The following is an 18,080-nucleotide window of genomic DNA, read 5'->3' as shown; positions in this document are numbered from 1 at the left end:
CGTCCTGGGCGCACGCTCAGTGGCGGCGGCGGGCCTTGGGGTCGGGCATCTCGAATTTGTCCAGGAGGCGGTTGACCAGCGCGATGGCCGCGTCGTGGCCCCCGGAGGAGCCCAGCCCCTCTTCCAGGATCAGGGTTCTGCCTATCGAGGCGATGAAGACGGCGATCGCCGCGGGCGGAAACTCGTCGGTGTCGATGTCATGTTGACGGATGATGAAGTTCAGCGCGGTGATCTGCTGCTCGCGCCACCGGTCCGACCATGCGGCGATCTCCGCGCGAATCTCCTTGCGGTGGTTGGCAAGTCCCATGAACTCCAGCAGCAACCGGGTGTCCTTGGGTGCGATCAGCGTTTCCCAGAAGGCGTGCAGCGGGCGGTCGGAGGCCAACGCCTGTTGCTGGCGCTCGAGATAGACGGCGGCACCGCTGCGGAAGACGGCCAGATACAAGTCGTCCATGGTGGGGAAGTAGTAATGCACCAACGCCGGCTTGACGCCGGCTTTGGCGGCCACCCGCCGTGACGTGGCTGCGGCGTACCCCTCCTCGACCATGATCTGACTCGTCGCGGCCACCAGCATGTCGCGCGTCGTGGAGTCGCGAGCCTTCGGTCGCTCGGATGCGGTCACAGTCTGGTCATATCACACGGCCGGTTCGGCGACCATCTCGAAGAACGCGGCACCGGAGTCCGGGATCCGGTTCTGCTTGAACACGTTGACGGCGTAGGAAACCAGAATCATCGAATACAACAGGTGCAGCAGCCGTTCGGCGTCCTCGGGTAACTCGTTGATGTCAAGGCCGTTCAGGTAGGCGATCGCTTCCTCGGCTCGCGGGGCGACGGCGTCGTAGAACGTGACGAGGTCGTCGTAGGGCTTCGACAGCCGCGCCGCGTAGCGTTGTGCCCTTGTCGGCAAAGCCCAGTCGGCGACGAAAGGTTCGAGGTCGGCGAAGCCGTTGGGCAGTGTCATGACGACTCCCCGGACCGGTAGGCATCGACCGTGTCACGGATGACCGTGTGGAACTGGCGGATCAGCAGTTCCTGGTCGGACAGGTGAAAGGTGTTCTGTGCCCGCGTCTTCAGCGCCGAATGCGTCGCCTCGATGGTGTTCACATCCTGCATCGCGAACTCGATCGTGCTGTCGACGACCAGCTCCTGTGCCAGGCGGTCGCGGGCGTTCTCCGGCGGCACGAAATACATGTCGATCTCGTAGATGTGCGAATCGACCGTCTCGGGCCAGTAGGTGTAGGTGATGTAGTACCCGCGCGCCCAGATCTGGATGGAAATGTTTGGAAAGAGCCAGAATTGGTCGTTGCCCCACGACGCGATGTTGCCGCGGTTGAGGAAGTCCGCACCTGCGTTGTCGAGCCCGATGTCGGGAACGTCGTCCGGGCCGAAAAGCCCGGCCCGGAACAGTTTGTACACCCAGCGCTGGTCTTGGCGGGCCGGCCCGGCGGTGCCCGGGTCGCGCGGTGGCAGCGGCGGCGGTCCGGGCACCGAGGTGAGCATGTGCGGCCGGAACAGCTCGTAGTGGTAGGAGTCGACGGGCGGCACCATCTTCTCGGCTTTGGAGACATCGGGATCGATGAAGCGGCCGTGCACGTACGGCGGGTGATACCACTCGCAGACCGAGTCGACGGCCAACTTCCAGTTGCCCTTGATCCGGGTCGAAAAGCCGTAGTGCTGGGTCATCTTGCCGAACGGGTAGGCCTCGATGGGCAACAGGCCGTCGCCCAGGAAACTGCGCAGCGGCACCGGGTCCTCGGCGAGGTTGACGAAAATGAAGCCCGCCCACACCTCGCAGTGCACCGGGGGCATCCGCAGGGTGCTCTTGTCGAGGTCGAAGAACTCCTGCTCGTTGGTGACGTGGTTGACCTTGCCGTCCAGGCCGTAGCGCCAACCGTGGTATTTGCAGGAGAACGCGCGGCAAGTGCCGGATGACTCCTGGCTGGGGTGTTCTTGCCAGACGACCTTGTTGCCGCGATGGGCGCACACGTTGTGGAACGCGTGCACGGTGTCGTTCAGGTCGCGGGCGATCACGATCGACGCCAGCCGGCCGGGCAGGTCGCGGGTGAAGTATGAGCCCTTGCGGGGCAGGCGTTCGATACGCCCGACGCACAACCAGTTTCGCTCGAACACCGCTTTGCGTTCGGCGGCGAAGAACTCCTCGGAGATCGCGTCCTCGTAGTTGACCGGGCCGGTGCCCAGTTCGGGATAGTCGGTGGTGAACTTGCCCCGCCCGGTCGACAGGCGTTGCTGGATGCTGGTCACGAGGGGACTCCTTCCTGCGCGGGTGCGCCGTTGGACCAGGGCTGCTGGTCCCAGGCCCGGTCCAACGGCTCCATCTCGCCGCCGAACGGGAAGAACACGCGCTGGGCGTAGGTCTCGCGGCCCAGGCCATGGCCGAGTTCGTTGACGAAGGCCCGCTTGAGCGGGTTGGTGAACAGCTGTCGGGTGTAGCGCAGTGTCAGCGGTGGTCGCTTGATCAGTTCCCGAGCGTGTTCCCAGGCCCGGTCCAGCAGTTTGTCCTTGGGCAGCACCTCGTTGACCACCCCCCACTCCTTGGCCTCCTGCGCGCTGAGTTTTTGACCTGTGAGCAGGAAATACCGGGCGCGGTTGTGCCCGGCGAGCACACTCCAGATCACGTGCTGACCGTCACCGGGCACCTGCCCGCGCGGGAAGTGGGAGGCGTCCTGGAAGTAGGCGTCCTCGGAGGCCAGCACGATGTCGCCCATGATCGGCACCTCGGAGTGCATGTTGCACGGACCGTTGACCGCGCTGATCATCGGCACGTCGACATCGAGCACATTGAAAATGAGATGGCGCGCGTACCAAGCTTTTTCGTCGAGCTTGTGCGTCCCACGGTCGTTGGGCATGGCCTGGTAGATGGGGTGTTCGGGCGGCTCGCCGTTGGGCAGTCGCCCCCAGTTGGCGTTGTAATTCTCGCCGGTGCCGGTGTGGATCAGGACTTTGATCTCGCGGTCCCCGGCGATATCGGCGAACGCGTCCGACATCTCGTCGTGCGCCTTCCAGCTCCACACCAGGCTGTCACCGTCGGTGTGGCACTGCATGAAGAGGATTCCGTCATCGGTGAGTTCGAATCGGTAGTTGGCGTAGCTGTTCTGGTATTCGCTAAACCTCGTCCGCTTGGCCATCGAGTTGTCTCATCTCCGCGGTGGTGAAAGTGGCGCCGACCTCATTTGAGCGATCGCCCAAATGAGGTAGCTGCCATGCTTGCACCTCGGCCAGCGGTGGTCAAGGCTCAGTCGCCGTGTAGCAGGGCCACCACGGCCGCGAAGGATTCGATCTGCGACTGCTGCACGGTGACGTAATTGACGCCGAGGCTTTCCCGGCGTGAACGCAGCAATTCCGCAACGCTTTCCGGTGTGCCGATCAGCACGTTGGGATGCTCGCGCAGCAGTTGGGCCGGGATGCCGGTGGTGTTCGCGATGCCGGCCAACGCCGTCTCGGGATCGTTGGTGATCTCGGTGAAGTACGGCGAACTCTCGACGTCGAGGTGGCGATAGCGGTCACCGGCCGCGGCGCGCACGAAGCCGATTCGGCGCTCGGCGACCGTCTGGGGATCCAGGCCATCGGCGTCGCGCGCCACGAACGGCACGCTGGAGATGCTGACGATGTCGGCTTCGCGGGCGGCGAGCGAGAGCACGCGCCGGCCTCCGCCGCCGATCATGATCGGCGGGTGCGGCCGTTGCACCGGCCGCGGCCGCCCCGCATACCCGCGCACGTGGACGAACTCGCCGCTGTAATCGAGTTCTTCGCCCTGCCAGTGGGCCTTGATCAGCGAAACGACCTCGGCCAGCTTGGTGATTCGGCGTCCCGGGCGGTCGAATTCGAGCCCCATGGCGTTGTATTCGACGTCGCTCCAGCCGGCCCCGATGCCCAGCTCCAGCCGACCGTCGGAGAGCAGATCAAGCGTCGCGGCTTCCTTGGCCAGCACCGCCGGCACGTGATAGTCGATGCAGAACACCCGGCACCCGATGCGCAACGTCTCGGTGTGGGCGGCCGCTGCCGCCATCGCCGCGATCGGGGCCAGGTCTTGGCGCGGGGTGCGGGCGGCCCGCTGCGCGGGGCCCGGCCCGAGATAATGATCGGCGAGGAAAAGCGTTGAATAGCCAAGATCTTCGACTTTACGGACGGTGTCGCGCCAGTGGCGCCCGCCGGTGGCGTTGGTCGCTTGTACCCCAAAGCGAAACGGAGGCCGGTCCATAGGCTTGACCGTAATCGATGGCGGGTGATAGGCATGTGAAGCCAACCGTTTGAGCGATCGCTCAGGAAAGGTGGATACGGCTTGAGCGCGAAGACAGCGGTTGTGACCGGCGGTGCCTCGGGGATCGGCCGTGCCGTCGCCCAGAGATTACGCAAGGACGGATTCCAGGTGGCCGTCCTCGATCTCACGCCCACCGACGACGGGTTCGGCCACATCGCCGACGTCACGGATCGTGCGCAGGTCGATGCGGCGGTGTCGGCGATCCGCGACGCGCTCGGCCCGATCCTGGTGCTGGTCAACGCCGCCGGGGTGGAGGGCTTCAAGAAGTTCTTGAGCATGTCGTTCGAGGAATGGTCGAAGGTGATCGACGTGAACCTCAACGGCGTCTTCAACACCATCCAGTCCGTGCTGCCCGACATGGTGGAGGCGGGCTGGGGCCGCATCATCAACATCTCGTCGTCGAGCACGCATTCCGGTCAGCCGTTCATGGCGCACTATGTGGCGGCCAAGTCGGCGGTCAACGGGCTGACCAAGTCGCTCGCCCTCGAGTACGGCCCTAGCGGGATCACGGTCAATGCGGTGCCGCCGGGATTCGTCGACACACCTATGCTGCGCAGCGCCGAGAGCCGGCATCTGCTTGGCGGGACCGTGGAGGACCACATCGCCCGCACCCCGGTTCGGCGGGTGGGCAAGCCCGAGGACATCGCCGCCGCGTGCGCATTCTTCGCCTCCGAGGAGGCCGGCTACATCACCGGACAGATTCTTGGCGTGAACGGTGGCCGCAATACCTGACTTCGATTGCGAGGCAATGATGTACGACAGGGACCAACTGTTCATCGACGGGAAGTGGGCGGCCCCGGCGTCGGGCCAGGAGTCCATCTCGGTGGTATCCCCGCACAGCGAGGCCGTCATCGGTCGCGCGGTGAGCGCCGGGCCCGCGGACGTCGACCGCGCCGTCGCGGCCGCCCGGGCGGCTTTTGACACCGGACCGTGGCCGCGCCTGCAACCGGCGGAACGCATCGAGGCGATCACCCGGCTGGCCGGCATCTACAAGGAGCGCCGCGCTGATATGGCCGCGTTGATCTCGGCCGAGATCGGCGCTCCGATCACGTTCGCCAAGATGGCGCAGGTTCGGCTGCCGCTGACGATGATGTCGGCGTTCTGCAACTTCGCAGCCGGCTACGAATGGAGCCAGGATCGTCCCGGGCTCTACGGCAAGAACATTCGGATCCGCAAGCAGCCGGTCGGGGTCGTCGCCGCCGTGGTGCCGTGGAACATGCCGCAGTTTCTGACCGTCACCAAGGTGGTGCCGGCGCTGCTGGCCGGCTGCTCGGTGGTGCTCAAGCCCGCGCCCGAGTCGGTGCTCGATGCGCAGCTACTCGCGGAACTGGTTGCGGCAGCCGGACTTCCGCCCGGCGTGCTCAACGTGGTGCCCGGGGGGCGGGAAGTCGGCGAGACCCTGGTGCGGCATCCGGGCGTCGACAAGGTTTCGTTCACCGGCTCGACGGCGGCCGGCCGGCAAGTGGCTCTGGCGTGCGCCGCAGGGCTGAGGCAGGTGAGCCTGGAACTGGGCGGAAAGTCGGCGGCGATCGTGCTCGACGACGCCGACCCCACGGCCGTCGCGACCGGCATTCAGATGGCCAGCCTGGCCAACAGCGGGCAGGTCTGCAACGCGCTGAGCCGGATTCTGGTGCCGCAGCAACGCAAGGACGAATTCGTCGACGCGTTGGCCGCCGGGATGGCGTCGATGACCGTCGGCGACCCGGCCGATCCCGAGACCCAGATCGGTCCGCTGGTGGCCCAGCGCCAGCAGGAGCGGGTCCGCGGCTACATCGAATCGGGCAAAAGCGAAGGGGCACGGCTGGTTACCGGTGGCAGCGAAATGCCCGACGGCCTCGACGCCGGTTGGTACGTGCGCCCGACGCTGTTCAGCGATGCGACCAACGACATGCGGATCGCGCGCGAGGAGATCTTCGGTCCGGTGCTGACCGTCATCTCCTACCGGGACGAGGACGAGGCGATCCGGATCGCCAACGACTCCGAATACGGGCTGGCCGGATCGGTGTTCACCGGCGACGTGGAGCGGGGTTACGGCGTCGCGGCCCGGGTCCGGTCGGGCACCTTCGGCGTCAACGAGGGCTACATCATGGACCCGGCCGCCCCGTTCGGCGGCGTCAAAAACAGCGGATACGGTCGCGAGCTCGGAACCGAGGGTATCGACAGTTACACCGTGAGCCAATCGATTTCGGCCGCGGCGGCCAATTAGCGCGTCGACGAGCGTGAAGCTGGAAGCACGCTCGGCGCCCAACGTGAAGCCGGCTGCACGCTCGGCGGTCGGCGAGGATTGGAGTATCGCCTGAATCGGCCGGATCTGCTGGAGGAATCGAGCCGACTACATGATCATGGCCATGATTAGGGAATTGGTGATCGGGGAATGGTCCTGGGAACCATCCATAGATAAGGAAAAGCGTGGCTCCGAGTTTTCAGGACATCATCCAGTCCAGGTACCTGCTGCTGACCACATTCACCAAGGACGGCCGCCCGAAGCCCACGCCGATCTGGGGTGTGCCCGACGGCGACACGCTGCTCGTCATCACCGACGACGGCTCCTGGAAGACCAAGCGGATCAAAAACACGCCCCGCGTCACGATCGGCAAGAGCGGGGTGTTGGGTAAGCCCCTGAGCGAAGAGGTCGAAGGCGTCGCCCGGGTGCTACCGAAGTCGGAGACACGGCGGGTCTACAACGCGGTGCTCAAGCGATACTGGTACCACGCGCCGTGGTTCTATGTGCACTCGATCGTGCGCGGCGGCATCGACAAGGTGCACGTCGGCCTCGAGATCAAACCCGCCGGCTAGCAACGCTTCCCGGGTTTACCTACTTCTTCTCGCCGAGTGCCCGGCTGGCCGGGCCTGAGAGGTCGGGCGCCCCGCTAGCCGGGCGCTCGCCTCGCACCGCCGGCTAGGACGCGCCATCCGTTAGGCGAGCGCCTAATTCGAGACCTCGCCGCGTGGGTGCGGGGATTCGTAGCGCCGCAGGTACTCCTCGATGAGCCGCAGCGTCTTGGAGTGCCCGGTGGTGATGCCTAACCGGTTCTCGATGCTGATGGTCCGGCCGATGCTGGCAATGAGCACCGCGACGACCTCCGGCGGTATGGCGTCGCCGACGGCATGGTCGCGCAGGATGAATGTCAGCGCCGCGATCTGCGCCTCCCGCGACCGTTCGGCACCCGCCGCGAGCTCGGCGCGGATCGCCTTACGGTGGTTGCCGAGTGCCATGAACTCCATCGTCAGCCGCGATCCGCGTGGATCAATTGTCATGTCCCACAACGCATGCAAAGGGTTATCGGACTCAAGTGCGCGGCGCTGCACTTCGAGATTCATCTCGGTCCCTCGACGCAGCACCGCCAGGTACAGGTCGTCCATGGTCGGGAAGTAGTAGTAGACGACAGCGCGTTGAACGCCCACTCGCTCCGCGACCCGGCGCGACGTCGCCGCGGCGTAGCCCTCCTCGAGCATGATCTCGGCGGTCGCGTCGAGGATCTTCTCGCGGGTCCCGGTGTCGCGATTGCCGGCTCGGCTGGGTGTGGCCACGTGCCCCGTCCTGTCTCTTGACCCTTGTCGCGCAGGGATGCTAAGCATATGCCCAGCACCCTATTAGGCGATCGCCTAATAGGGTAGCGAGTCTGGGTCAGCGGTAAAGGAGCCCCATGCCTGGTCTGCGCATCGGAGTCATGCACAACACAATCAATTCCCGGTACGGCCCCAAACCGTTGATCCAGGCCGACTATCTGACCGGGCTGGCCGCGGGCGCCGACTCGTTCTGGGTGGCCGACCACCTGAACTCCGTGCTGCCGTCGTCGATGTGGCAGCCCAAATACGTTGGCGCCGCGAAGATCATCCCCAAGATGGACGCGCACGTCGAACCATGGACGATGCTCGGATATCTCGCCGGGCACAACAAGCTCGGCCGTATGACGCTGGGCGTCGCCGTCACCGACACCGGCCGCCGCAACCCCGCCGTCACCGCACAGGCCGCCGTCACGCTGCACCACCTCACCCGGGGGCGGGCCATCCTGGGTATCGGCACCGGCGAACGTGAGGGCAACGAACCGTACGGGGTCGAGTGGTCCAAGCCCGTGGCGCGCTTCGAGGAGGCGATGGCCACCATCCGGGCACTGTGGGATTCGGGCGGCGAGCTCGTCAGCCGCGAATCGGACTACTTCCCGCTGCACAATGCGACCTTCGCGCTCACGCCGTACAAGGGGCGCTGGCCCGAGATCTGGATCGCCGCCCACGGACCCCGCATGATCCGGGCCGCCGGGCGCTACGCCGACGGTTGGTTTCCCGGCACCACCCGGGCCACCGAATACGGACGGCAGCTCAACGACTTACGCACGGCCGCCTCCGATGCGGGCCGCGATCCGATGGCGATCACCCCCGCGGGGATCCGCTTCATCCTCACCGGGCGTTCCCAGGACGAGATCGACGAGATCGTCGACTCGGAGCTGGTCCGGCTCTTCACGTTGAACTCGCCGGCCACCGACTGGGCGCGACATGGCGTCGAACACCCGATGGGCGCGGACTTCAAGGGCGTGCAAGACCTCGTCCCGCAGCTGATCGACGAGCAGACCGCGCTGTCGTTCGTGTCCAAGGTTCCCCGCGACCTCGTCAAGGAACTCTTCGTCGTCGGCATGCCCGACGACATCGTCGACCAGCTGGCTGAGTTCCGCGACAACGGTCTGCGCTGCCTGGTCGTAGGCAACATGGGCGCGCTGCATCCCAAGCTTTCGAAGAGTGCGGCCGCAACCACGCCCTATGTGAAAGTCCTGCGCCGGCTGAAGAAGCTCTGACATGAGCGGACCGGTCGCCGGCCATATCATGCGCTAAGACCAAGCGGCCCAATGGTTCTGACGAGAGGAGAGGCGATGTTCAGCGGCCCCATCGAGGATCGGCTCAAGATCCGTGAGCGATTCGACAGCTACAGCGACGCGGTGTCCAGGATCGCGCTGGACGATTATTTGCGGTGCTGGACCGACGACCCGGTTCGGCTCGGCACAGGCGGTGAGTTCCGCGGGCTCGACGAGCTGCGCGCCCACTGGGACGGTATCTGGCGCGCGGTGGAGACGATGGCGTTCGTCACCCAGATCGGGATGATCGAGATCAGCGGCCACGACGCGCACGCCCGCTCGTATTGCCAAGAGACACTGCGGTTTCGAAACGGCGAGACGCACCGGCTGGTCGGCGCGTACACCGACGAACTCCGGTGCGTGGACGGTGACTGGTTGTTCAGCACAAGGAGCTACCGCGTCCATATCGCTAGCTAGGGTTGATCTGGCGCACCGGCTAACTGTCGGCGGCCCTCAGCGCGTCGATGGTGTCGGCGACCGTCTCGCGCGGATCCCGATAGGTGATGCCAAGCTCTTTCTCGCTGGGCGAATCGTCCGATGCCGGCATTTGGGTGTAGTACTGCATGCCCGCCGCGGTGAACGGCGTGTTGAACGGCAGATACGGGGTCGCAACGTCGAGAACCGCTCCCGCGGCGCGGATTATGGTGTCGGGAACCGGCACAGCGACCATCGTGGTGTTAGCCACCTCGCCGAACATGCTCGCCAGCTCGCTGACGGAGACACGGTGACCGCCGGCCATGTAGCGTCGTGGTCCGCGCCCGGGTTCCAGCAGCGCCGCGTGCAGCGCGGCCACGTCGCGGGCATCGACGATCAACCATGCCGCTCCTCGCCCGGGTACAAAATGCAGGTCCAGCAGCGACTTCACCCCTTGGCCGGCTTCACCGTATTGATTGCCGACCGGCGGCCCAAGGACCATGCCGGGATAGGTGATGTTGACCGGCGCACCGGCGTCCTGCAAGCCGCGGGCGTAGATCTCGACCTGGGCCTTAGACGTTCCGTAGCCGTCGGCACCCCCGACCACCGGCAAGTCCGCCGACAGCGTCTGCAGGTTGGGATGAAACAGTGCGGTGAAGCTCGACACGTGCACGATCGGGTCAAGCCCGAGTTCGACGGCTTGACCGAGCACATTCTGAGCGCCCTGCATATTCGTCGTCAGCATCTCGTTGGTTTGCCGCGGATCGGTGGCCACCAGGGCGGCGCTGTGCACCACCGCGTCGCATCCCTGCAATGCTTCGCGCACCGAGACGCGATCGATGATGTCCCCCACGGCAAAGTCGGACACGTCGACGCCGAGCTTCGCGACCGAGGTGTGCAGCCGATCCGGGTTGCGCACCAGGAACCGAACCGCGTGCCCCGCGTCGGCGATGGCTTTGGCGGTCCACCCACCCACAAATCCAGTACCGCCCGTTATCAGAATCCGCACGCAGCGATTCTCCAAGGCCTGTCGGCCGCGCGGCAACCGGGACTGCGTTAACTACAGGTGGCTGGCGGCGAAGCTCGCGCCTTGGCCCGTCATGCCGTTCACGACGTACGACGCGTGCGCCGCGCCGTCGTTGCCGCCGCCGCAGATCGGATCGCCGGGGGCGCACAGCTGCAGGGTCTTGGGCTGGTACAGCGGGCCGATCGCGATGTCCGGCGCGCCGTAGTGCTCGAGGAATTGATTCGACGGAGTGCCGAACAGGACGACGGCGGCGACATGGTTTGCGATGTCCGGCGGCATCGGCGCCGGGACCGACGACGCGGGTATGCCCTTCGGCACGGCCGACGAGGTGACGAACCCGGCCACGGCCGCGCCCTGCGAGAAACCGCCCAACACTTCCCGGGTCTTGGGGCAGCTGGCCGCCATCGACTCGATGTGCGAGCTGGCGTCCCGAATGCCGTCGATGAACGTCGCCGGGAAGTCGGGGCTGCTGAAGTCGCTGCTGGCCGGATAGTTCACCGGGTACACCGTCAGGTTGCGCCCACCGAGCTGCCCGCGCAGCGCATCGACGAAGCCGGAACCGATGCCGCCGACACCGGGCGGCTCGCTGGTGCCGCGGGCGAAGACCAACTCGACGTCAGGACAGTCGGCGCTTGCCGACGGGGCAGGGCCGGTGACCAGCACGGCCGCCACGGACAACACGGCCGTTGCGCCGGCCGCGGCCAGCCTGCGTGTCCGGCTGTCGATCAACTTCAAGAGATTCATTGCCTGTCCCACCGTTCGCGTCTTACCTGCATTCGATGCAGGTGGCGGTAAGGATTGCCCAAAGCCTGGTTTCTCAATCGCCAGCGGGAGCCAGGCGCAAGACCGGGATATGGCGGCCGATCGCCTCGGCCGCTGCGCGGTAGTCGCGGTAGCCGGGGTATGAGCGTTCGGCCAGTGCATAGAGCCGCGCATGCTCGACGGGATCGGTGACCTCGGTGGCGACGAAGCTGTCCGCACCGAATTCGCACTCGGGATGCGCCTTGAGGTTGTAGTACCAGTGCGGGTGCGTGCTGCGGCCGAAGTGGGAGGCGACCAGGATCACGTCCCGGCCGTCGTGGAAGTAGGAGACCTGGGCCTGACGCGGCCGGCCGGTTCTGGCGCCCGTCATGTGCAATGTCGCCGACGGCACAGCAAACATCCCCCAGGAAATTTTGCCGTGCGAAACGCGGCCCAGCCATGGATCCGTCCTGGCGGCGATGCGCTGCGCGAGGAGGTTGCCCGGCTTACTGCGAGCAAACTTTGTCATGGCGCGGGTCAGGGCCGTGCCCGGGCGGTTCGGGTCGACGTACGGTAGCGGCATGAAACGACGATAATCCGATCTTTCGGCGTGCGGGTGCAGTCCGTGCAACCAGCGCGCCGATGGGTGATCCCGGTGCCGCCGCCTTAAGAAAGGCGACCAGCAGGCTTACCGGCGTCTTCAGTAAACCTGCTGGTCGAGTCGGGATCGCTACTTCTTGAAGGCGTCCTTCACCTTCTCGCCGGCGTCCTTCAGGCTGGACTTGGCCTGATCCGCGCGACCCTCGTTCTTGGTGTCGCTGTCGCCGGTCACCTTGCCGATGGCTTCCTTGGCCTGGCCGCCGAGGTCCTCGATTTTGTTCTTGATCTTGTCTTCGGTGCTCATCCTTCGGTTCCCTTCTCGAAACGATCTCCTGCTCGTTCCGGCTACCCCTGTGGTTGATTCCGAAACCCCCGCAGGCGGATCGGCGAACGGCTCGACGGTGCCCAGCGCACGGGGTTTCGTGGTGCGGCCGGCAAACAACAGATCGTGCCGCCGGCATGGGATGGATCACAATGGAATCCATGAGCACCGCAACGGTGGTGGCGATAGTCGTAGTGCTGATGCTGCTGGGCCTGGGCATCGTGATCAATCAGCTGCTTCGGCTCCGAAAGTTCTTGGGGGATTCGCCTCCCGAGCAGTTGCCCGCCGCGGATGGCGAGGACCCCCCGGATCGTTTGCTGGACTGATAGCTTCGATCTCGTAATCGCACCTCATCGGGGAGGGGCCGCCGCGGCGGTAGCTGCCCGATGAGCACAAGGCCCGGGGAGCACCATGACACTGCTGGTCACCGACGATGGGCTGCCCGATGGCGTGTCGGGGGCTGCCGACCCGCATTTCGCGAATGTCGTCAAGAAATTCGCGCAACAGTTCCCCGGCCGGCGGTTCGGCGGGGGAGCGCTGAGCGTCTACATCGACGGCATTCCCGTCGTCGATGTCTGGACCGGGTGGTCCGACCGGGCCGGTACGCGGCCCTGGACCGCCGACACCGGCGCGATGGTGTTCTCGGCGACCAAGGGCGTCGCGTCGACGGTGATCCACCGGCTGGCCGACCGCGGCTTGCTGTCCTACGACGATCCGGTGGCGGAGTACTGGCCGGAGTTCGCCGCCAACGGCAAGGGCGACATCACGGTTCGCGACATGCTTCGGCACCGATCCGGTTTGTCGCATCTGCGCGGTGTCACCAAGACGGAGTTGATGGACCACCTGGCCATGGAGGAACGGCTGGCGGCCGCACCGGTCGATCATCTGCGGGGCGTGCAGGCCTATCACGCCCTGACCTACGGCTGGCTGCTGTCCGGGCTGGCCCGGGCAATCACCGGCAAAGGCATGCGAGAGCTGATTCGTCAGGAGGTCGCGCGTCCGCTCGACACCGACGGTCTGCATCTCGGCCGGCCGCCGCAGGGTTCGCCGACGCAGCCGGCGCAAATCCTGATGCCGCAGACGAAAATGCCGACCCCGGTGCTCAACTTCATCGCCCCGCGGGTGGCCAACATGCGCTACTCGGGAGCGCTCGGCGCGATGTACTTCCCCGGGATCATGTCCCTGATGCAGGGCGACACCCCGTTCCTGGACGGTGAGATCCCCGCGGCCAACGGCGTGGTGACCGGCCGCGCGCTGGCCAAAATGTATGCCGTGCTGGCCAACGACGGCCGCATCGACGGCAGGAAGTACCTGTCCAAGGAACTGGCACGCGGGCTGACCGGGCAGGCGCGGATCAAATGGCCGGACGCAAACATGGTGGTGCCCATGCCTTTTCACCTCGGCTACCACGAATCGCCGGTGCCCGGCCTGTTGCGCGGGTTCGGGCATGTGGGTCTGGGCGGCACACTCGGCTGGTCCGACCCCGAGGTCGGCGGCTCGTTCGGATACGTCCATAACCGGCTGTTGACGTCGCGGCTGTTCGACATGGGGTCGTTCGCCGGGTTGGCCGGCCCGCTGCGCTCCGCGATGGAGGCCGCCCGGCACCAGGGCCCGGTCGAGGTGCCACAGCTGGGCGCGACCTTCCCCAAGCCCGGACGGCGACGGGCGACCGCGCCGGCCCGGGCCGCGGCGGGGGACTAGCGCGGCAGCGTCAGCACAAGGTCGCGGCGCGGATCGTGCGCACGAACGAAGCGACGGCCGTACCGATTTCGTCGGCGCTGTCTTCCTGAAGGAAATGCAGACCGGGCACCGTGACCTCGGTCTGGTTGGCCCAGCCGCGCACGACATCGAGCACGCGGCCTCGCTGGATCACGCCCGGGTCAGCTCTGACGAACAACTTGGGCACATCGGCACCCGACAACCACGGCCCGAATTCGTTCAGGACCGCAATCACGTCGGCCGGCTCACCGCCGAGCGGAACATCGCGTGGCCACGACAGCGTCGGTCGGCGATCCTCGCCGCCATTACGGAACGGCCGACGGTAGTGATCCAATTCCTCGTCCGACAGGGTGCGCGAAACGATGGCGGGCAGGACGCGCTCGATGAACATGTTGTCCCGCAGCACCATCGCCTCGCCCTGCGGGGAGCGGAAGCCCCGAAACATCTGAGCCACGTCTGAAGGAAAATCGTCCCACTCCATCGGCACCGCAACCGTTTCCATGTGCGCGATGCCGGCGACCCGGTCACGGTGCCGGTTAGCCCAATCGAAACCCAACGCCCCGCCCCAGTCGTGGAGCACCAGCGTCACACGATCACCCAGGTCGAGTGCGTCCCATAGGGCGAACAGGTAGTCACGGTTCTCGCGGTAGTGATAGCTGCCCGGGCCGGAGTTGTCGAGTTTGTCCGAATCGCCCATCCCGATCAGATCGCATGCCACCAGCCGGCCCAGCCCCTCCAGGTGCGGCATCACGTTGCGCCACAGGTACGACGAGGTGGGGTTGCCGTGCTGGAATACGATCGAATCGCCTTGGCCCTCATCGATGTAGGCCATCCGCTTGCCGTTGATCGTCTTGAACTGCTTGTGGCCGTACGGCTTGGCTGCGGGCATTGAACGTCCTTTCCGAACGGGTAGATCGACGGTAGCGTTGCCGCCCGCCGCGAGATATGAGCCGGATTGCCAACGCGCGCTGGGATATTGCCTTGCTCGAGCCGTCCGCGAATCCTGCATGCCACAAGCGGTTTCGTCGCTGCGGTCCGCGGATGGCAACATTGCGGCGAAATCTGGCCAGCCAGACTCTGGTGCGAGTAGCAGGCGTCCATCAGCATTGCGGGCGTGTGCTCGCAGTCATTCACGTTCGTCGCGGCCGACGGCGGTGTCCGGTGAACGCCTTCCTGCTATCGGTACACGTGGTGGCGGCGATCCTCGCGATCGGCCCCGTCGCGGTCGCCGCCAGCATGTTCCCTCGCGTGGCTCGGGCGGCCATCATCGATCCCGATGATCGGCGGGCATCCGCCGCCGCATTCGTGCTGCACCGAATTGTCAAGGTGTACATGACGATCGGCATCGTCGTGCCGGTATTCGGTGTGGCGACCGCCGCAAGCATGGGCGTGCTCGGCGATGCATGGTTGCTCATTTCGATTGCGATCACCGCGCTGGCCGTTGCGGTTCTCGCCACCCTGATCGTGCCCGGTCAGCGGCTGGCACTCGAGAGCATCGACACCGGCCGTTGCTCGGGGGCGGCCGTCGCCGACGGCACCGGGGACTTTCCGTCGCTGCGTCTCACCGGCCGGCTGGGGATGCAGACCGGCATGTTCAACCTGCTGTGGGTCGTCGTCGTCATCCTGATGATCGTGCGTCCCGGCTCGACCACCGGCGCCGGCCTGTGAACGCTCGCCGCGCGATGCGCATCGTCGGCGCGGTGGAACTGGGCACGCTCACGTTGCTGCTGTTGAACGTCGCGACCGTGCACCTGCCCGAGTTCTCCCGGCTGCTCGGGCCCATCCACGGGCTGGCCTACACGTCGACCGTCGTTTCGGCGATCATGCTCGGTGTTGGGCGACAACGCATTTGGCTGCTGTCCCTGGTTCCCGGGATAGGAGGGCTATTGGTCGCGCGGAGCATGAGTGCTGGCGACGGCCACGCCCACGCGGACGAGGAATCGCGTTGAGCGGGGCCGCCATCGGCCATGGTGGCAATATTTTGTCGTACCGCCACGATCCCGCCAACACAGCCGGTATGCTCCCACCATGCGCAGCGTTGCCGTCCTGGCCTTGCCGGACGTAATCGCCTATGACCTGAGCATCGCGGTGGAAGTGTTCGGACGGGTCCCGCTACCCACCGGTGAGAACGGCTACCAGGTGCGGGTGTGTGCTACGGCACCGGAGGTCGACGCGGGACCGCTTCGCATCGGTACCGACCATGGCCTTGAAGCGTTGACCGGCGCGGACATCGTCATCGTGCCCGGCCGCAACGACCCGACCGCCGAGACGCCGCCCGAGGTGATCACCGCGCTGCGCTCGGCCTACGCGGCCGGCTCCCGGATCGCCTCGATCTGCACGGGCGCTTTCACACTGGCCGCCGCGGGACTCCTCGACGGCAAGCGAGCGACCACGCATTGGGTCGCTGCCGACCTCTTCCGGACCGCCTTTCCCGACGTTGCCCTGGATCCGGATGTCCTCTATGTCGACGAAGGGCAGATCTTGACCTCCGCCGGCGCTACGGCGGGAATCGATCTATGTCTGTACATGGTGCAACGAGACCACGGTGCCGCCGCCGCGGCTGTCGCCGCCAAGCTCGCGGTCGCGCCACTGCACCGCAGCGGCGGTCAGGCACAATTCATCGTCCGAAACCGGCTGCCGGTCAGCGCTATCGGGGCAAGAACCGAACTGGATGCGGTGTTGGCGTGGATCGAACAGAATGCGCACCGCCAATTGACCTTGGCCGATATCGCGGATTTCGCCGCGACGAGCGTGCGCACCTTGAACCGTCGTTTCCAGGCGGAAACGGGTCAAACACCCATGCAGTGGGTCACTGGAGTGCGCGTCCGCCACGCGCAGGAACTCCTGGAGCGGTCCTCACGCGGGGTGGAAAGGATCGGCCGCGACGTCGGCTTCACTTCCGCGGCGAACTTCCGTGAGCAGTTTCGCCGGCTCAGCGGTGTGGCACCGCAGAGCTACCGCAACACCTTTCGCGAACGCACGCTAAATGAGGCGTTGCCGCGGCCACGACGGTTCAGGACCGAGCTCTCGCCGGCGTCGTAACTACCGTTGGGTTGCCTAGGTTTTCGCGAATCCGCGCGGCAGCGTCAACGGAAGATCGGCGTAGGTGGCGATGCCGGGCGCCGCGGCCACCACCGCCGGAATCGCGTTGATGGCGGGCACCGCCGTCATGATGTGGCCGAGGTCCATGAATTCCTCGAGCGTCGTCGCCTCGAAGTACGGCGGCGGCAGGAACCCGACCTTCGTCGTCACCGTCGGCTGACCGTCGATCTGAATCACCCAGCCGTCCTGCTCGATCTTCCAGTCGGGTTCCAGGGTCTGCCCCTTGCGCCACCGGACGTTGAGGTCGATCAGGGTCTTGCCGTTGACGATGCCCTGCCAGCTGATGTAGGTGCCCGCGACGTGTCCGGCGGGGATGGTCCACGACGCCATTTCGAGGTCGGCGGTGGTCTGGGCGAACTCGGCGACGCACTTGATCTCGTCGAGTTCGACGCCGAGCGCGTCGCCCACCAGCCGGACGGCCTCGCCGAAGATGGCGGTGCCCTTGGCGGCCATCGCCGGCAGGTCCGGGTGATCGATCGGCTGCCCGAAGCCCACCGGCTTCTCGGTCTCCGGGGAGTCGTAGAACGTGGTGTCGGCGGCTTCGTTGACGGTGACCTTGTCGACGCGGTTGCACACCATCGCCGACACGATCGCCAGCAGCTCGGCGAAGCCCGGGCTCACGCCGGACCCGAAGATCGTCGAGCCGCCCAACTCGCACGCCTCGAGCAGCCGGTCGCGGCCCTCGCCCAGGTTGTGGCCGGTGATGAACGACGCGGTGGTCACCACGTTGACGCCCGCGGACAGGATTGTGACCAGCTCGTCGACGTTGATCCACATCGGGTTGTAGACCACGCAGTCCGGTTTCAGCGCGAGCAGCGCGTCGATGTCATTGGTCGCGACGACCCCGAGTGGCGGGATGCCGACCAATTCGCCGGCATCCTTGCCGACCTTCTCCGGTGACCAGGCAAAGCACCCGACCAGCTCCAAGGTGGGGTTGTCGGCGATCGACTTGAGCGAGCTCTTGCCCACGTTTCCGGTGTTCCACTGAACGACTCGATAGTTGTTTGGCACTCGCTCAGCATAGGGAAT

22 protein-coding genes are annotated in these 18,080 nt (G+C 66.0%); 10 read left to right on the top strand and 12 right to left on the bottom strand.

The genetic code is table 11. From position 1 onward, the window contains the following. Positions 1–16: 16 nt before the first annotated feature. The 5 genes from BN973_RS00640 to BN973_RS00620 form a co-directional block, all read right to left on the bottom strand. On the bottom strand, positions 17–574 hold the full coding sequence (locus BN973_RS00640; RefSeq protein ID WP_051641514.1) for a TetR/AcrR family transcriptional regulator: 558 nt from the start codon (positions 572–574) through the stop codon (positions 17–19). Positions 575–634: 60 nt separating this feature from the next. Further along, entirely contained in the window at positions 635–961 is a 327-nt protein-coding gene (locus tag BN973_RS00635; protein ID WP_036465272.1) for a hypothetical protein, read from the bottom strand. Next, positions 958–2,262: an aromatic ring-hydroxylating oxygenase subunit alpha gene (locus BN973_RS00630; RefSeq protein WP_036465271.1), complete on the bottom strand. Its 1,305-nt coding sequence runs from the start codon at positions 2,260–2,262 to the stop codon at positions 958–960. Before BN973_RS00630 ends, BN973_RS00635 begins: the two co-directional genes overlap by 4 nt. Continuing rightward, on the bottom strand, positions 2,259–3,146 hold the full coding sequence (locus BN973_RS00625) for an enoyl-CoA hydratase/isomerase family protein (protein ID WP_036465270.1): 888 nt from the start codon (positions 3,144–3,146) through the stop codon (positions 2,259–2,261). The genes BN973_RS00630 and BN973_RS00625 overlap by 4 nt, the downstream gene beginning before the upstream one ends. Positions 3,147–3,253: 107 nt before the next feature. Beyond that, positions 3,254–4,219 carry a TIGR03621 family F420-dependent LLM class oxidoreductase gene (locus tag BN973_RS00620; protein WP_036465269.1) on the bottom strand — a complete coding sequence of 322 codons (966 nt, stop codon included), beginning with the start codon at positions 4,217–4,219 and terminating at the stop codon, positions 3,254–3,256. 81 nt (positions 4,220–4,300) lie between these two features. Between BN973_RS00620 and BN973_RS00615 the strand changes: the two genes are divergently transcribed. From BN973_RS00615 to BN973_RS00605, 3 genes are all read left to right on the top strand, one after another. Beyond that, positions 4,301–5,011, top strand: coding sequence for an SDR family NAD(P)-dependent oxidoreductase (locus tag BN973_RS00615; RefSeq protein ID WP_036465268.1), 711 nt, complete (start codon positions 4,301–4,303; stop codon positions 5,009–5,011). A 19-nt stretch (positions 5,012–5,030) separates the two neighbouring features. Then, on the top strand, positions 5,031–6,485 hold the full coding sequence (locus BN973_RS00610; RefSeq protein WP_036465267.1) for an aldehyde dehydrogenase: 1,455 nt from the start codon (positions 5,031–5,033) through the stop codon (positions 6,483–6,485). Between the two features lie 203 nt (positions 6,486–6,688). After that, the gene (locus BN973_RS00605; protein ID WP_036465266.1) at positions 6,689–7,075 is read left to right on the top strand and encodes a PPOX class F420-dependent oxidoreductase; all 387 of its coding nucleotides are present in this window, start codon (positions 6,689–6,691) and stop codon (positions 7,073–7,075) included. Between the two features lie 132 nt (positions 7,076–7,207). On the opposite strand, the gene BN973_RS00600 is transcribed toward BN973_RS00605, so the two are convergent. Next, a complete protein-coding gene (locus BN973_RS00600) occupies positions 7,208–7,810 on the bottom strand; it encodes a TetR/AcrR family transcriptional regulator (protein WP_036465265.1) in 603 nt (200 codons plus the stop codon). Between the two features lie 116 nt (positions 7,811–7,926). On the opposite strand from BN973_RS00600, the gene BN973_RS00595 reads away from it, so the two are divergent. Then, the gene (locus BN973_RS00595; RefSeq protein WP_036465264.1) at positions 7,927–9,069 is read left to right on the top strand and encodes an LLM class flavin-dependent oxidoreductase; all 1,143 of its coding nucleotides are present in this window, start codon (positions 7,927–7,929) and stop codon (positions 9,067–9,069) included. Positions 9,070–9,144: 75 nt separating this feature from the next. Next, the gene (locus tag BN973_RS00590; protein WP_036465263.1) at positions 9,145–9,543 is read left to right on the top strand and encodes a nuclear transport factor 2 family protein; all 399 of its coding nucleotides are present in this window, start codon (positions 9,145–9,147) and stop codon (positions 9,541–9,543) included. Positions 9,544–9,562: 19 nt separating this feature from the next. Here BN973_RS00590 and BN973_RS00585 read toward each other — a convergent pair whose 3' ends face one another. From BN973_RS00585 to BN973_RS00570, 4 genes are all read right to left on the bottom strand, one after another. Further along, a complete protein-coding gene (locus BN973_RS00585; protein ID WP_036465261.1) occupies positions 9,563–10,549 on the bottom strand; it encodes an SDR family NAD(P)-dependent oxidoreductase in 987 nt (328 codons plus the stop codon). A gap of 51 nt (positions 10,550–10,600) precedes the next feature. Continuing rightward, positions 10,601–11,311: a cutinase family protein gene (locus BN973_RS00580; RefSeq protein ID WP_036465259.1), complete on the bottom strand. Its 711-nt coding sequence runs from the start codon at positions 11,309–11,311 to the stop codon at positions 10,601–10,603. 73 nt (positions 11,312–11,384) lie between these two features. Further along, entirely contained in the window at positions 11,385–11,891 is a 507-nt protein-coding gene (locus BN973_RS00575; RefSeq protein ID WP_036465257.1) for a nitroreductase/quinone reductase family protein, read from the bottom strand. Positions 11,892–12,038: 147 nt separating this feature from the next. Further along, the gene (locus BN973_RS00570; RefSeq protein WP_036465255.1) at positions 12,039–12,212 is read right to left on the bottom strand and encodes a CsbD family protein; all 174 of its coding nucleotides are present in this window, start codon (positions 12,210–12,212) and stop codon (positions 12,039–12,041) included. A 179-nt stretch (positions 12,213–12,391) separates the two neighbouring features. Here BN973_RS00570 and BN973_RS31315 point away from each other — a divergent pair, with 179 nt between their 5' ends. Together BN973_RS31315 and lipL are read left to right on the top strand one after the other, a co-directional pair. Next, positions 12,392–12,556 (top strand): hypothetical protein, encoded by a 165-nt coding sequence (locus BN973_RS31315; protein WP_169718175.1) that lies wholly within the window; start codon positions 12,392–12,394, stop codon positions 12,554–12,556. 85 nt (positions 12,557–12,641) lie between these two features. After that, the gene (gene lipL, locus BN973_RS00560) at positions 12,642–13,931 is read left to right on the top strand and encodes an esterase/beta-lactamase LipL (protein WP_036465251.1); all 1,290 of its coding nucleotides are present in this window, start codon (positions 12,642–12,644) and stop codon (positions 13,929–13,931) included. A gap of 10 nt (positions 13,932–13,941) precedes the next feature. Here the strand turns inward: lipL and BN973_RS00555 are convergent, their stop codons facing one another. Further along, a complete protein-coding gene (locus BN973_RS00555) occupies positions 13,942–14,838 on the bottom strand; it encodes a haloalkane dehalogenase (protein ID WP_036465249.1) in 897 nt (298 codons plus the stop codon). Between the two features lie 272 nt (positions 14,839–15,110). Here BN973_RS00555 and BN973_RS00550 point away from each other — a divergent pair, with 272 nt between their 5' ends. The 3 genes from BN973_RS00550 to BN973_RS00540 all read left to right on the top strand — a co-directional run bounded on the left by BN973_RS00550 (position 15,111) and on the right by BN973_RS00540 (position 16,991). Continuing rightward, entirely contained in the window at positions 15,111–15,617 is a 507-nt protein-coding gene (locus BN973_RS00550; RefSeq protein WP_036465247.1) for a membrane protein, read from the top strand. Then, positions 15,614–15,898 carry a hypothetical protein gene (locus tag BN973_RS00545; protein ID WP_036465245.1) on the top strand — a complete coding sequence of 95 codons (285 nt, stop codon included), beginning with the start codon at positions 15,614–15,616 and terminating at the stop codon, positions 15,896–15,898. Before BN973_RS00550 ends, BN973_RS00545 begins: the two co-directional genes overlap by 4 nt. Before the next feature lie 79 nt (positions 15,899–15,977). Then, positions 15,978–16,991: a GlxA family transcriptional regulator gene (locus tag BN973_RS00540; RefSeq protein WP_051641052.1), complete on the top strand. Its 1,014-nt coding sequence runs from the start codon at positions 15,978–15,980 to the stop codon at positions 16,989–16,991. A gap of 15 nt (positions 16,992–17,006) precedes the next feature. Here BN973_RS00540 and BN973_RS00535 read toward each other — a convergent pair whose 3' ends face one another. Next, positions 17,007–18,062: an NAD(P)H-dependent amine dehydrogenase family protein gene (locus BN973_RS00535; protein WP_036465243.1), complete on the bottom strand. Its 1,056-nt coding sequence runs from the start codon at positions 18,060–18,062 to the stop codon at positions 17,007–17,009. Positions 18,063–18,080: the final 18 nt, after the last annotated feature.

This window comes from Mycobacterium triplex, from assembly GCF_000689255.1.
Taxonomy (GTDB): domain Bacteria; phylum Actinomycetota; class Actinomycetes; order Mycobacteriales; family Mycobacteriaceae; genus Mycobacterium; species Mycobacterium triplex.
The sequence above is the reverse complement of the archived record's forward strand: the minus strand, read 5'-3'. Positions and strand labels throughout refer to the sequence as shown.

Coding starts and splice junctions, on each gene's coding strand:
- BN973_RS00595 (WP_036465264.1), top strand. CDS start 7,927: ATGCCTGGTCTGCGCATCGGAGTCATGCACAACACAATCAATTCCCGG.
- BN973_RS00620 (WP_036465269.1), bottom strand. CDS start 4,219: ATGGACCGGCCTCCGTTTCGCTTTGGGGTACAAGCGACCAACGCCACC.
- BN973_RS31315 (WP_169718175.1), top strand. CDS start 12,392: ATGAGCACCGCAACGGTGGTGGCGATAGTCGTAGTGCTGATGCTGCTG.
- BN973_RS00635 (WP_036465272.1), bottom strand. CDS start 961: ATGACACTGCCCAACGGCTTCGCCGACCTCGAACCTTTCGTCGCCGAC.
- BN973_RS00575 (WP_036465257.1), bottom strand. CDS start 11,891: ATGCCGCTACCGTACGTCGACCCGAACCGCCCGGGCACGGCCCTGACC.
- BN973_RS00570 (WP_036465255.1), bottom strand. CDS start 12,212: ATGAGCACCGAAGACAAGATCAAGAACAAAATCGAGGACCTCGGCGGC.
- BN973_RS00640 (WP_051641514.1), bottom strand. CDS start 574: ATGCTGGTGGCCGCGACGAGTCAGATCATGGTCGAGGAGGGGTACGCC.
- BN973_RS00610 (WP_036465267.1), top strand. CDS start 5,031: ATGTACGACAGGGACCAACTGTTCATCGACGGGAAGTGGGCGGCCCCG.
- BN973_RS00540 (WP_051641052.1), top strand. CDS start 15,978: ATGCGCAGCGTTGCCGTCCTGGCCTTGCCGGACGTAATCGCCTATGAC.
- BN973_RS00580 (WP_036465259.1), bottom strand. CDS start 11,311: ATGAATCTCTTGAAGTTGATCGACAGCCGGACACGCAGGCTGGCCGCG.
- BN973_RS00590 (WP_036465263.1), top strand. CDS start 9,145: ATGTTCAGCGGCCCCATCGAGGATCGGCTCAAGATCCGTGAGCGATTC.
- BN973_RS00555 (WP_036465249.1), bottom strand. CDS start 14,838: ATGCCCGCAGCCAAGCCGTACGGCCACAAGCAGTTCAAGACGATCAAC.
- BN973_RS00625 (WP_036465270.1), bottom strand. CDS start 3,146: ATGGCCAAGCGGACGAGGTTTAGCGAATACCAGAACAGCTACGCCAAC.
- lipL (WP_036465251.1), top strand. CDS start 12,642: ATGACACTGCTGGTCACCGACGATGGGCTGCCCGATGGCGTGTCGGGG.